The sequence below is a fragment of the Phytohalomonas tamaricis genome, assembly GCF_003012345.1.
GTDB classification, from domain to species: Bacteria; Pseudomonadota; Gammaproteobacteria; order Pseudomonadales; family Halomonadaceae; genus Phytohalomonas; species Phytohalomonas tamaricis.
Map to the genome: position 1 here is coordinate 765,064 of NZ_PVRV01000019.1, position 12,181 is coordinate 777,244.

Here is a 12,181-nt window from a genome sequence, read left to right on the forward strand (position 1 = left end):
TGATTATCTCGTGATTGTTTAGCTTTCGACCAAGCCTACCCCCAAGGCATGAACGCAGCTCTTGAGCTGAGCGTGGAGCTGATGGCGTTCTTCTGCATCAAGCTGAGCGAGCATTACCGCCTCAAGCCGGGCCACGGCCTCGTCGCTGCGCGCCAGCAGTTCGCGGCCGTGAGCAGTGACGCGAATGTGGATGATACGGCCGTGGTAGGGGTCCGGCTCGCGCGCTATCAGTCCCTTGCCCTCCATCGCTTTGACCATCTCGCTGGTGGCCTGCGGTGTCATGAATGAGCGCTCGGCGAGCTGAGCGTTCGACAACTGCTCACGACTGGCCAGTACTGACAGCGCCGTGTATTGCTGCATGGTCAGGCCGAACGGACTGACTGCCTCGCCGATATGGCGGCGTAGGGCGCGGTCAAGTCGACCGATCAGATAGGCGACGCGGATGGGGGCTACGACATTGGTCTCGTTCAGTGCGGTCATGGTGGCAGTCCTCTTCCCAAGCGGTGGGCTCCAGATTATGCTGGCCAAGAAGAATGTCAACCTACCTGATATTAAATTGATAAGGTGGCACCATGGCCGACTATACCAACCGCTGGACCACTGTTGACGTCAAGATCGAGGACGGAATCGCCTGGGTTGTGCTCAATCGACCTGAAAAGCGCAACGCCATGAGCCCTACTCTCAATCGCGAGATGGTCGACGTGCTCGAAACCCTGGAGCTGGACGAAGAGGCAAACGTGCTGGTACTGACCGGCGCGGGTGAATCCTTCTCGGCGGGCATGGATCTCAAGGAGTACTTCCGCGAAATTGATTCAAGCCCCGAGATCGTCCAGGTCAAGACGCGGCGTGACGCCTCTACCTGGCAGTGGAAACTGTTGCGTACCTACGCCAAGCCGACCATTGCGATGGTCAACGGTTGGTGCTTCGGTGGCGCCTTCTCGCCACTGGTCGCCTGCGATCTGGCAATCAGCGCCGACGAGGCGACCTTCGGTCTCTCCGAGATTAATTGGGGGATCCCGCCGGGAAACCTGGTCAGCAAGGCGATGGCCGATACCGTCGGCCACCGTCAGGCGCTCTATTACATCATGACCGGCGAGACGTTTAGCGGTCGTCAGGCGGCGGCGATGGGGCTGGTCAACAAGAGTGTGCCTCTGAGCGAGCTGCGCACTGAGACGGCGAAGCTTGCCGCCACGCTGTGTGACAAGAACCCGGTGGTACTGCGTGCTGCCAAGATCGGCTTCAAGTTGTCGCGGGAGTTCACCTGGGAGCAGAACGAGGAGTACCTCTACGCCAAGCTCGACCAGGCCCAGCTGCTTGACCCCGAGCACGGCCGCGAGCAGGGGCTTAAACAGTTCCTCGATGACAAGAGCATTCGCCCGGGGCTTGAGAGCTACAAGCGCCAGTAGCCCTGGCGCGGCGATAACGAACGAGGCCCGCAGCGGATGCTGCGGGCCTCGTGTTTAGATGCCGTTCTTCCAGGCTGTTTAGTTGATCGCGGCGCTATCGCTATCGTTGGCATATTTGTTGATCATTTGTCGTGCGGCGTCATAAAGCTGCTGACCGTCGAGCCCGCGCTTGCTGGCATCCATTATCCACTGCTGGGTATATTGATCGCCCTTCGCCTTCCAGCGCGCCGTTTCCTGCTCATCGACGGTAATGAACGCTCCCTTATTAGAGGCCTGGGCCTTGGCGATGACCGGCTGGTCCGCCTCATCCATGACGTGACCGATCATCTTCGCCTGTTCCACGCCTGAGTTGGCGTCTATCACTGCCTTGAGATCATCCGGTAGCGCCTCGTAGCGTCGTTCGTTCATGGCAAACACCATCATGGTGGTATAGAGCGCCTTATCGCCGCTGAACGTGGTGTGGTAGGGGGTGATCTCGGTCAGCCCCAGCGCGCCGAGGCCCTCGAACGGCAGCACCGTGCCGTCGATCACGCCACGTGACAGCGCCTCGGGTGCCTGGGAGGCGGGCATCCCGACCGGTGCCGCACCGAGCGTGGCGAGGAAGCGGTTGATCGTCGCTGAAGGCGCGCGCAGCTTGAGCCCACGCATGTCACTGAGGGTGCGCACCGGCTTGTCGCGGGTATGGATAAGCCCCGGACTCTGCACGTGCACGGCAATGACATGCATGCCCTTGAAGGCGTCCTGCATGTAGCTCATCGCATACTCGTGTGCTGCCTGGCTGGTGATTTCTGCCGAGCTCGACAGGAACGGCAGATCGAACACTTCGGCGGCGGGGAAGCGGTTCGGCGTGTAGCTCAGCAGCGTCCAGATCATGTCGACCTGACCGTCGCGGCCCTGATCGTAGAGCGAAGCCGGTGTGCCGCCGAGCTGCATTGAAGGAAAGATCTGCACCTTGATGCGGCCGTCGGACTGCGCCTCGAGGCGCTTGGCCCATGGCTCGAAGTAGTTGACCTGCACCGGCGCGGTAGGCGGAAAAAAGTGCTGCAAACGCAGCGTGACGCTTTCGGCGGCGTGGGCAACGCTCGGCAACAGGCTCAGCGCGGCGAGGCTGCAGGCAGCGCCGAAACGGGCGAGCGGGGCGGGCAGTGACATGGTGTGACTCCTCTTGTTGTGTCTTCTGGCGCTGGCGTTGGCGCAGTGCGGTCAGGGGCCAGTATGGTCAGGTGCCGTAGAGCAGGTGGACGAACCACAGCGACAGCGGTGGAAAGGCGACCAGCAGCACGACCCGGATCAGATCCATGGTCAGAAACGGCACGATGCCCTTGAACGTCTCGACCAGCGTCACCTTGGGTGCGAGCGAATTGATGATGAAGATATTGAGTCCCACCGGGGGTGTGATCATGCCGACTTCGACCACAATCAGGGCGAGGATGCCGAACCAGATCGCAGAGTCGCTCGGGCTCAGACCGAAATCGAGCGCGGTGACGATGGGGAAGAAGATCGGCACGGTTAAAAGAATCATCGACAGGCTGTCCATCAGGCAGCCGAGGACCAGATAGCAGAGCAGGATGCCGGCCAGAATCAGCCATGGACTAACGTCGAGTGACACGATCAGCGCGGCGCTGGCCTGGGGCAGCCCGGTCAGCGCCAGGAAGGTATTGAACACGCCGGCGCCGAGCACGATGAAAAAGATCATCGCCGTCGCGCTGGCGGTCTCGAGCAGTGAGTCGACGAAGGCGCTGCCGTGCATCCCGCCGCGTGCCAGGGCCAGTGCACCGGTGGCGACCGCACCCACTGCGGCCGCCTCGGTGGGTGTGAACAGGCCGCTGTAGATACCGCCGATCACCAGCATGAAGATCAGCAGTGCCGGCCACACCCGGCCAAGCGCCTGCCAGCGTGCATGCATCGGCGTAGCCTTGACGAGCGGCGCGGAATCCGGCACCAGCCGTACGTAGACGGCGATGCCGATCATGTAGCTCACCGCGGCGAGGATGCCGGGTAGCAGCGCGGCGGCAAACATCTCGTTGATGTTCTGCTGGGCGAGGATGGCGTAGATCACCAGCACCACCGAGGGCGGAATCAGGATGCCGAGCGTGCCGCCGGCGGCCAGCGCACCGGTGGCCAGCCCACCGCGATAGCCTTGGCGCTCCATCTCGGGCAGTGCGACCTGGGTCATGGTTGCAGCGGTGGCCAGCGACGAGCCGCAGATTGCGCCGAACGCGCCACAGGCCCCGATTGCCGACATCGCCACACCGCCACGGCGGTGGCCGAGCCAGTGGCGGGCGGCATCGAACATCGCCTGTGAAATGCCCGAACGGGTCGCGAATTGCCCCATCAGCATGAACAGCGGCACGATCGACAGCGAATAACTGGAGAAATGTTCGTAAGGCAGCGTCTTCAGCCCATTGAGAATGCCCATCGGTCCGGTGATCAGCATTGCGCCGAGCGCGCCGACCAGCAGCATCGCCAGGCCGATGTGCACGCGAATCGCCATCAGAACGGACATCAGCAAGAAACCGATAATGCCCAGCGTCAGGCCGCTCATGAGCGTGGCTCCCCAATCGGCTGATGCTGGGCAGCGTCGCGGTGTGGCAAGCGGGTCTGGTCACGGCGTGGCGTGCGCTGCCGTACAAGCGCGCCGCAGGCCAGCGCAATCTGAAAGAGGCAGGTCAGTGTCAGCAGCGCAAAGGCGGCAACGCCGACGCTATAGCCCCACCACAGTGGCAGACGCAGCAACATGCTGGTTTCGCCGTATTCCAGCTTGTCGAGCATACCGTGCCACAGCCGCCAGGTGAGTACCGCAGCGGTAATGAAAAAGAGCAGATTGGCGAGCATGTGCAGAGCGGCCTTTAGACGCGGCCCGGAGCGCATCACGAAGACATCGACGGTGACGTGGCCATTAGTCAGATGGCAGTAGGGAAAGAAGCAGAACACTGCAATCGCCGCGCCCATCTCAACCAGCTCGTAATCGCCGGGTACGGCGCCGATCCAGGCCAGTGCCGGCTGTGTCATCACCCACTCCAGCCCGCCCAGCCAGCGTCCGACGATACTGATCACGCTCATCAGCGCCATCAGGCTGAGCACCACGCCGCCGAGTATGGCCATCGCGCGGCATAGCCCGTTCAGCAGCCGACCCAGGTGCGCCAGCACGCCATGAGGCGTGTAGAGAGCGTCATCCATGATGAACCTCCCACGGAAGGGCGGCATCGAGCGGGAAGGTCGGTAGCGACGCAAGCTCAGAATGCGCGTAAGGGTAGCGGTGCGGCATGACGTATCTCCCGGGCGGATCGCAGGGTACAAGCAAAATAGTTGTATTAAGTAACTAGTTGCTCGAAGCCACTATATGATAGCACCAAGGCTTTACAAGCTGACGCACCCTAGACCTTGGCCGTAGGTGGACGGGATTTACGACTAATAGACTTTCTGCAACAGCGCGAGCAATTGGGTACGTTCTGCATCGCTTAAGTTGACGGTAGCGCGCCGGTCGCTGTCGAGTGCGAGTTGCTTGAGCTCGGCGAGCAGCGTCTCGCCGCTCTTGGTCAGGAAGATGCCGTGGGAGCGGCGGTCACGCTTGCAGCGCACGCGCAGTGCCAGGCCACGCTCCTCGAGCTTGTGAATGAGATTGACTACGCGCGGCGGATCGATGCCGAGCGCCTGTGCCAATGCCGACTGGGTCACCCCCGGGTTGGCTTCGACCACCACCAGCGCCGAGAACTGTGCGGGGCGAATGTCGTGGACCGCCATCGTCGCGGTGAAGTGCTGGAAGACCTGTAACTGGGCGCGGCGCAAGCTGTAGCCCAGCGTGTCATCGAGTAGGGTCGGGCCGAGCTGCTCGGGCTCGACGCTCTCCCGTACGGGGGAGTTGGCAGTCGCGTGTGCCTTTCTCTTGCTCATGCTTGCTCTCTATCAACGCGTTTTAAGCAGACGGGGCGCTGCGCACCTCAGCACACCAAGGGCGCGCGGTTTGACTTTAGGTGAATATAACGCCGAATTAGTTATCTGTTACAACTATTTTATTCGCTCGAGCCTGGGCGAGAGATAACACCAGCCGCCACCACTACCCGCAGCGCGCTAAACGCTACTGCACCGAGGAGATCGTGATGGGCAAGCCGTTCCGTGTGGTTCATCTGGGCCCGCACTCCGTCAGTATCGAACGTCAAACCACCGAAGGGACATGCTACCTGCGCTCGCCCCATGCGCTGCCGGCCTATCCCGAACGCGCCACCGAGCCGCTGCTGCATTGGGCGCAGGTGGCGCCTGAACGCGACTTTCTCGCCCAGCGCGATGAGACGGGGCAGTGGCGGCGGTTGAGCTTCGCCGCCACTCTGACGAAGGTGCAGCGGCTGGCTCAGGCGCTGCTTGCGCGCGGGCTGTCGGCCGAACGGCCGCTGGTGATGCTGTCGGGTAATAGTATCGAGCATGCGCTGCTGGCACTGGCCGCGCTGCATGCCGGCATTCCCTTCGCACCGGTCTCACCGGCTTATTCGCTGATGTCGCGCGACTATCTCAAGCTGCGTCATGTGATTGAGCTGCTGACGCCGGGGCTGGTCTTTGTTGACGAAGAGGCGCGCTTCGACCCGGCGCTGTCCGCCGTGCTGCCCGACGACGGTTTCGAGATCGTCGCGACCCGTCCGTCACGGCGCGCGACAAGCTTCGAGGCGCTGCTTGCCACCCCGCCTGATGACTCGGTTGAGCGCGCTTTTACGGCGGTCACTGCGGATACCATCGCCAAGTTCCTGTTCACCTCCGGCTCGACCGACATGCCCAAGGCGGTGATCCATACTCATCGCATGCTGGGCAGCAACATGTCCGGGTTGGTGGCGTTGCTCGCCTTCGCCCGCGAGACGCCGCCGGTGATGGTCGACTGGCTACCGTGGCACCACGTATTCGGCGGCAACACCATCTTCGGCATGGCACTGTTCAACGGCGGTACCCTCTACATTGACGACGGCAATCCCAGTGCTGAGGGTATGGCGCGCACGGTACGCAACCTGGACGAGATCGCGCCGACGTTCTACTGCAACGTGCCCAAGGGCTTCGAGGCGCTGGTCATCTATCTGCGCCGCGACCGCGCACTGTGTGAGCGCTTTTTCAGCCGCTTGCAGATGCTCCATTTCGGCGGCGCGGTGATGGCCGATCATGTGCGGCGCGAACTCGACGCGCTCGCCGTCGAGACCGCCGGCGAGCGTATTCCAATGCTGGTCGGGCTGGGAGCGACCGAGACCGGGCTGGCGTTCTGTACCACCGCCGACAATACGGCGCCGGGGCTGGTGGGGCTGCCGATCGGCGGCATGACGCTGAAGCTGGCGCCGTATGGCGATCGGCGCGAGGCGCGGGTCAAGGGCCCCAACGTCACGCCGGGCTACTGGCGCAGCGCGGACCGCAACCGTAGCTGCCTCGACGAGGAAGGCTTCTTTCACATGGGCGATGCGCTGCGCCTGTTTGATGCCGAAGACCCCGGTCAGGGACTAATCTTCGACGGCCGCCTTAGTGAGAACTTCAAGCTCTCCACCGGCACCTGGGTTTGTGTCGGTGCGCTGCGCACGGCATTGATCGGCCACTTCGCGCCCTTGATGCAGGATGTCGTTCTGGCTGGCGAAGGTCACGACTATCTCACTGCGCTGGTGGTACTGCAGCGCGAGGCGTGCGCCGCGCTTGAAGGCGTCTCAGCCGACGCCAGCGATCTCGCCGCACTAGTGGCGGATCCCGCCGTGCGCCGCTTCTTCCAGCAGCGTCTCAATGACCAGGCCGTGCTTAACCGTTCGAGTTCGACCTGTATTAAGCGGCTCGCATTGCTCGATGTGCCGCTGTCGATGGATGCTGGTGAGACCACCGACAAGGGCTCGGTCAACCAGCGTGCCGTGCTGGCTCGGCACCACGCATGGGTCGAACGGCTCTATGCTAAGGAGCCTGAAGACAGGGTGCTGGTCGCTGACAAAAATACCTGTGGATAGTGTTCATTTCACTGTCGTCTCAAGCCAAAAGGCCATGTCGCATGACATGGCCTTTTGCTTTACAGCTCTGCTCAGAACAGGAACGAGGTGCGCAGTGAGAGGTATTGGGTGTCCTTGCCGCCGACGTCGCGGATCACGTCACTGACGTCATAGTACTGGTACTCTAGGTCGACGGTCAGGTTGGCGGTCGGCGTCCAGCGCGTGAACAGATCGTAGCTCGTGCCCAGACGGCGGCCCGACACGTCTGCCGTGCCGGCGATGGGACGCATGTTCGGCATATAGGCGGCATCGTCGGAGCTCTCGCGCCACAGCGCCAGAATGGTCGGTGAGATGGTGACGTCCGGGTGTGGTGAGAAGGCGAACTGTGGGCCAATCGCGATCAGGTTTGCCATCGTCGTCAGGCTGGCGTTGCCGTAGAACTTGCCATTGGCGGGGAACAGCGGGTCGAAGGTATTCGACTCGTTGTCGTTGGGGTTGTCGTCACCGCTGGCCACGTCGAAGCGCAGCGCCATGCCCGGCTTCCACTGCGCGCTTTCCAGCGTGTAACCCACCGCGCTCCACAGCCCCCAGGCGCGGATGTCGTCACCGGCGAACTTGCCGAACTGATATATCAGGTTGGCGGAGTAATCGACGCCCTGCTTGTTCTGGCCATGAAGGCGCGTACCCAGCGTATAGCGGTCCTCTTTGCCGCTGACGCCGTTGAGGATGCGCTCATCGCGCAGGTAGCTCATGCCGTAGAGATCGACATTAAGCATCTTGTTCACTGGTAGCGTGCCGTAGAGGCCGTAGAAGTCACCGCTGTCATCGTCGGAGCTGTCGTTGAACGAGCCGGTACGCAGATTGGTGACTGGACGCATCGCCCAAGCGTCGAGCTTGTAGCCGTTGCCAGCATTATAGGACAGCCGCACGCCGTCGAAGGTCTGACGAACGTTTGGCACTTCCCGCACTGTGACCAGCACCTCCTCGCCGAAGGCCATCTCCTGGCGGCCGAGGCGGGCAACGAGGCTGCCGTGTCCGAAGGTGGGCAGGCGGACCCCGACGAAGGCCTGATGGATCTCGGCGTCGCTCTGATCGGTCGGGGAGTAGATGTCCTTGCCCCACGACTCGGTGTCTTCCAACTGAATGAAGGCGCGCAGCGCATCGTCGAACAGATGGAAGTCGGCGTGGGCCTGGAGACGCTGCTGCAGGTAGTGATCGTTGGATTCGCCGCTCAGCCCGAAGCCGGGGTTGTCCAGATGTTCATATTTGTAGCGGACGCCGCCGCCCAGCTGCAGCCAGGAGGACTCGCCCAACTTGATATGGCGGATCGGATCGAAGAAGTCGGTCTGCTTGTCCGAGTCGGCCAGAAACGGATAGTTCTCCAGGTAGCGTGGCGGACCTGGGCGTATCGGTCGGGCCTGGGGGACCTGATCGAGACCCGGCTCCCCTTGTGGGAGCGCCTGGGCCAAGGCCGTATTGAAAGGGGCTGCTACGGCGAGCAGGCATGCGGTGGCGTGCATTCCGGTACGTAATATCATGATGGCGTATTCCACGTTTATGGTTATGTCGCAGAGAAAACCAGCGTTGTTATATGCAGTGTCCTACGTGGGAAAGATGATGTGGGCTGTCTGGGTGCGGCGGTACTCCTTGGTTAATGAAAAGAAGTGACTCCGAAGCGGTGCCCCTCCTGGCTAGGGCCTAGCCGGGAGGGGGAGTCGAACGGTTGTGTTACCCCACCAACAGCGTCGACAGGATCGGAAAGGCGATCAGTGCGATGCGGCTCAACCAAGTACTGAGATGAAGCAGGGCGTTCATGATGCGTTCAGCCCCTTCGACGCCGGCTGATCGCCTGCGGTGGCGCACTGCTCACGTGCCGCCTGGGCCTGCTGATAGACCTCACTGGCCGGCAGTTTCTCTTTCTCCAGATCGTTCAAGTATTTATCGGTGGCTTGCTTGAGTGGGGGGCCCCAAGCGGGATCGTTGAGCGGGTCGGCAATGGTGAGGATATGGTCACCCTCGCCCTTGGCCTGGGCTTCCTTGCGGCCCGCCAGATCGACGTTATCGAATACTTCACCAACCTTGAGCGCCCACTTCATGCCGCTGTTATCGTCGATGACTTTTTTCAAGTTGTCGGGCAAACGCTGGTAGGCGCGCTCGTTCATGGTCGCCACGAACAGGGTCGAGTAGAGCGGCATCTCGGTGTGATGGTCCGCCAGCTCATTCAAGCGGAACGTCTTCATCCCTTCCCACGGCAAGGTAGTGCCATCAATCACGCCGCGCTGCATCGAGGTATAGGCCTCTGGTGCCGGCATGCCGACCGACTGTGCGCCCAGCGCGGTCAGCATTTCGCCAACCACCACGGTGGGCCGGCGGATACGTAAGCCGGCGAGATCGGTGGGCTTCTCAATCGGCGTTTCACGGGTGTGGATGAAGCCGGGGCCGGTGGTGAACATGAACAGCACGTGAGAGTCACGGTACTCGTCAGCCATCGCGCCGCCTTCATTGAACAGCGTCTGGGCGATGCAGGAGCCTTGAGTGGAACTCTTTGAAATGCCGGGCAGTTCGACCACTTGACTTAGCGGGAAGCGTCCGGCGGTATAGCCTTGGGCTGTGGCGGCAATATCGGAGATACCATTGACTACGCCCTGATAAGAGTTGGTGGACTTGGATAGCGTCTCGGAGGGGAATATAGGCACCTTCAGTTCGCCGTTGGATTCCTTCTCGACGGTATCGGCCCAGACCTGGAAGACCTGTTGATTGATCGCCGAGTTGGCCGGCCAAAAATGAGAGAAGCGCAACGTGGTAGCGGCTTCCGCCGTGAGTGAAAAGCCCATCAGTGCCACAGTGCCAGCAAGCGATGCGGTGTGTAGCCATTTGGATAACATCTTGATACCTCGATGAGTGTCGGAAAGAGAACAGATGCAGCTTTTCCGCAAGTCAGCTACTTGCTTGGCAGCAGAGACCGTTAGTTTCGAGAAACCGCTGTATACGCAGTACACAGGCCGCAGCATGGCGAAGCGACGAGCGGTGGGTTAAACCGTGATCAGACATGGTGGCCTCCGCATCGTGTGAAATACGAACATTAGTTCGCGTAAGACTAATGTAACCACGCCCCAGGGCATCACAATTAGACCTTGGTTCGCGTTGAGCCCCACACATCGGGCCAAGGCGGCACGAAGGGCACAACGGTGCGGCGCAAGAGAGATAGCGGGAAGGAAATGGCCATTCGTCGTACGACGAGAAGCGATAGCGCTGAAGGGCGCGAAGCTTGTGGGATTAGGGAATGAGGTTCGTCCACCCAGGGGCGAGCCCTGTTATCTGCTTGGCGAGTGCTGACTACCCCACAGCTCGCCCCAAGCGAAGCGAGTGATCATCTGCTGACATGGCGCCGTGCCCCGATCGAGCGGCTCTATGCCACCGTGCCCGACGACGCGGTGCTGATGGCTGACAAAGACGGCTGCCGTTAGTGCATCGAATTCGGCGAATAAAAAGGTCATGTCCTGTGACATGGCCTTTTCTTTTGCGCAGCAGCGTCGGGTCAGAACAGATAGGACGTTCGCAGCGAGAGACATTGGCTATCCTCACCGCCGGCGTCGCGGACCGCACCGCTGACGGCGTAGTACTGATATTCCAGATCGCCGGTCAGGTTAGCGCTCGGCGTCCAGCGCGTGAACAAGGCATACGAGGTGCCGAGGCGCTTGCCAGAGGCGTTCGCCGTACCGGGAATGGCATTCATGCCGGGCGTGTAGGCGGCATCGTCGGTGCTTTCACGCCACAGCGCCAGGATGGTTGCTGAGATCGTGACGTCCGGGTGCGGTGAGAGGGCGAACTGCGGCTCGATCGCAATCAGGTTGGCTATCGTCGTCAAGCCGACGTTGCCGTAGAAATTGCCGTTGGCGGGGAACAGCGGGTTGAAGGTGATCGACTCGTTAACGTTGGGATTGTCATCACCGCTGGCCACATCAAAACGCAACGCCGCGCCGGGTTTTCATGCGGTGTTTCGAGCGTATAATCCACCGCACTCCACAGCCCCCAAGCGCGGATATCGTCACCGGCGAACTCACCGGACTGATACATCACGTCGGCGGAGTAATCGATGCCAATGCTGTTCTGGCCAAACAGCCGTGTGCCGGGAGTGTGGCGATGATCCTCACCGCTGACGCCGTTGAGCGTGCGTTCATCGCGCAGATAGCTCATCTCGTAGAGATCGATGCTGAACACCTTGTTTACCGGAATCGTACCGTAGAGGCCGTAGAAATCGCCGCTGTCGGTGGAGCTGTCGTTGAACGAGCCGCTGCGCAGGTTATCGGCGGGGCGCATTGCCCAGGAATCGAGCTTGTAACCGTTGCCGGGGTTGTAGGTTGCCCGTCCGCCGTCGAAGGTCAGGCGCACACGGTGCGTAATATCATGACGGCGTGTTCCACGTTTATGGTTATGTCGCAGAGAAAACCAGCGTTGTTATGTTCAGTGTCCTACTTGGGTAGAGATGAGGTGGGCTGTCTGGGTGCGGCGGTACTCCTTGGTTAATGAAACGAAGTGACTCCTAGGGAATGCCTCTCCCGGACAGGTCTTGAGGCCTGTCCGGGAGAGTCGAGTGGCCGTGTTAGCCGACTAGCATCGTCGACAGGATTGGAAAGGCGATCAGCAGCGCCAGGCGGATGAAGTCGGAGATGATGAACGGCGTCACGCCACGGAAGATCTGACCCAGGCTGATATGCGGTGCAGTGGCCTTGATTACGAACACGTTCATGCCCACCGGGGGCGTGATCAGCCCGAGCTCGACGGTCAGCACGGTAATGATGCCGAACCACACCGGATCGATGCCGATGGAGGTGATGATCG

The 12,181-nt window shown here is 61.3% G+C and carries 13 protein-coding genes; 2 read left to right on the plus strand and 11 right to left on the minus strand.

Going from position 1 to position 12,181, the window contains the following annotated elements; genetic code table 11:
- Nucleotides 1-18: 18 nt before the first annotated feature.
- Nucleotides 19-480: a MarR family winged helix-turn-helix transcriptional regulator gene (locus C3Z11_RS05480; RefSeq protein WP_106476898.1), complete on the minus strand. Its 462-nt coding sequence runs from the start codon at nt 478-480 to the stop codon at nt 19-21.
- Between the two features lie 92 nt (nt 481-572).
- On the opposite strand from C3Z11_RS05480, the gene C3Z11_RS05485 reads away from it, so the two are divergent.
- Nucleotides 573-1,406: a p-hydroxycinnamoyl CoA hydratase/lyase gene (locus C3Z11_RS05485; RefSeq protein ID WP_106476899.1), complete on the plus strand. Its 834-nt coding sequence runs from the start codon at nt 573-575 to the stop codon at nt 1,404-1,406.
- A gap of 78 nt (nt 1,407-1,484) precedes the next feature.
- On the opposite strand, the gene C3Z11_RS05490 is transcribed toward C3Z11_RS05485, so the two are convergent.
- From C3Z11_RS05490 to C3Z11_RS05505, 4 genes are all read right to left on the minus strand, one after another.
- Nucleotides 1,485-2,558, minus strand: coding sequence for a TRAP transporter substrate-binding protein (locus tag C3Z11_RS05490; protein WP_106476900.1), 1,074 nt, complete (start codon nt 2,556-2,558; stop codon nt 1,485-1,487).
- Nucleotides 2,559-2,625: 67 nt separating this feature from the next.
- Nucleotides 2,626-3,951 (minus strand): TRAP transporter large permease, encoded by a 1,326-nt coding sequence (locus tag C3Z11_RS05495; RefSeq protein WP_106476901.1) that lies wholly within the window; start codon nt 3,949-3,951, stop codon nt 2,626-2,628.
- Nucleotides 3,948-4,586, minus strand: a complete 639-nt coding sequence (locus C3Z11_RS05500) for a TRAP transporter small permease (RefSeq protein ID WP_106476902.1) — start codon at nt 4,584-4,586, stop codon at nt 3,948-3,950. Before C3Z11_RS05500 ends, C3Z11_RS05495 begins: the two co-directional genes overlap by 4 nt.
- A gap of 231 nt (nt 4,587-4,817) precedes the next feature.
- Nucleotides 4,818-5,300, minus strand: a complete 483-nt coding sequence (locus C3Z11_RS05505; protein ID WP_106476903.1) for a MarR family winged helix-turn-helix transcriptional regulator — start codon at nt 5,298-5,300, stop codon at nt 4,818-4,820.
- Between the two features lie 206 nt (nt 5,301-5,506).
- Here C3Z11_RS05505 and C3Z11_RS05510 point away from each other — a divergent pair, with 206 nt between their 5' ends.
- The gene (locus C3Z11_RS05510) at nt 5,507-7,360 is read left to right on the plus strand and encodes a feruloyl-CoA synthase (protein ID WP_106476904.1); all 1,854 of its coding nucleotides are present in this window, start codon (nt 5,507-5,509) and stop codon (nt 7,358-7,360) included.
- Nucleotides 7,361-7,431: 71 nt separating this feature from the next.
- On the opposite strand, the gene C3Z11_RS05515 is transcribed toward C3Z11_RS05510, so the two are convergent.
- From C3Z11_RS05515 to C3Z11_RS05540, 6 genes are all read right to left on the minus strand, one after another.
- Nucleotides 7,432-8,877, minus strand: a complete 1,446-nt coding sequence (locus tag C3Z11_RS05515) for an alginate export family protein (protein ID WP_262927249.1) — start codon at nt 8,875-8,877, stop codon at nt 7,432-7,434.
- Nucleotides 8,878-9,150: 273 nt separating this feature from the next.
- Nucleotides 9,151-10,224, minus strand: coding sequence for a TRAP transporter substrate-binding protein (locus C3Z11_RS05520; RefSeq protein ID WP_106476905.1), 1,074 nt, complete (start codon nt 10,222-10,224; stop codon nt 9,151-9,153).
- A 429-nt stretch (nt 10,225-10,653) separates the two neighbouring features.
- Nucleotides 10,654-10,848 carry a hypothetical protein gene (locus C3Z11_RS05525; RefSeq protein WP_106476906.1) on the minus strand — a complete coding sequence of 65 codons (195 nt, stop codon included), beginning with the start codon at nt 10,846-10,848 and terminating at the stop codon, nt 10,654-10,656.
- 29 nt (nt 10,849-10,877) lie between these two features.
- The gene (locus tag C3Z11_RS05530) at nt 10,878-11,300 is read right to left on the minus strand and encodes an alginate export family protein (RefSeq protein WP_158700931.1); all 423 of its coding nucleotides are present in this window, start codon (nt 11,298-11,300) and stop codon (nt 10,878-10,880) included.
- The gene (locus C3Z11_RS05535) at nt 11,204-11,731 is read right to left on the minus strand and encodes an alginate export family protein (RefSeq protein ID WP_106476908.1); all 528 of its coding nucleotides are present in this window, start codon (nt 11,729-11,731) and stop codon (nt 11,204-11,206) included. The genes C3Z11_RS05530 and C3Z11_RS05535 overlap by 97 nt, the downstream gene beginning before the upstream one ends.
- Before the next feature lie 211 nt (nt 11,732-11,942).
- A partial coding sequence (locus C3Z11_RS05540) for a TRAP transporter large permease subunit (protein WP_158700876.1) occupies nt 11,943-12,181 on the minus strand: 239 nt, incomplete at its 5' end.

Bases quoted from the DNA above. Each gene is read 5' to 3' on its own strand.
- C3Z11_RS05510 (WP_106476904.1), top strand. From the start codon at position 5,507: ATGGGCAAGCCGTTCCGTGTGGTTCATCTGGGCCCGCACTCCGTCAGT.
- C3Z11_RS05505 (WP_106476903.1), bottom strand. From the start codon at position 5,300: ATGAGCAAGAGAAAGGCACACGCGACTGCCAACTCCCCCGTACGGGAG.
- C3Z11_RS05485 (WP_106476899.1), top strand. From the start codon at position 573: ATGGCCGACTATACCAACCGCTGGACCACTGTTGACGTCAAGATCGAG.
- C3Z11_RS05495 (WP_106476901.1), bottom strand. From the start codon at position 3,951: ATGAGCGGCCTGACGCTGGGCATTATCGGTTTCTTGCTGATGTCCGTT.
- C3Z11_RS05515 (WP_262927249.1), bottom strand. From the start codon at position 8,877: ATGATATTACGTACCGGAATGCACGCCACCGCATGCCTGCTCGCCGTA.
- C3Z11_RS05520 (WP_106476905.1), bottom strand. From the start codon at position 10,224: ATGTTATCCAAATGGCTACACACCGCATCGCTTGCTGGCACTGTGGCA.
- C3Z11_RS05480 (WP_106476898.1), bottom strand. From the start codon at position 480: ATGACCGCACTGAACGAGACCAATGTCGTAGCCCCCATCCGCGTCGCC.
- C3Z11_RS05490 (WP_106476900.1), bottom strand. From the start codon at position 2,558: ATGTCACTGCCCGCCCCGCTCGCCCGTTTCGGCGCTGCCTGCAGCCTC.
- C3Z11_RS05525 (WP_106476906.1), bottom strand. From the start codon at position 10,848: ATGTCACAGGACATGACCTTTTTATTCGCCGAATTCGATGCACTAACG.
- C3Z11_RS05500 (WP_106476902.1), bottom strand. From the start codon at position 4,586: ATGGATGACGCTCTCTACACGCCTCATGGCGTGCTGGCGCACCTGGGT.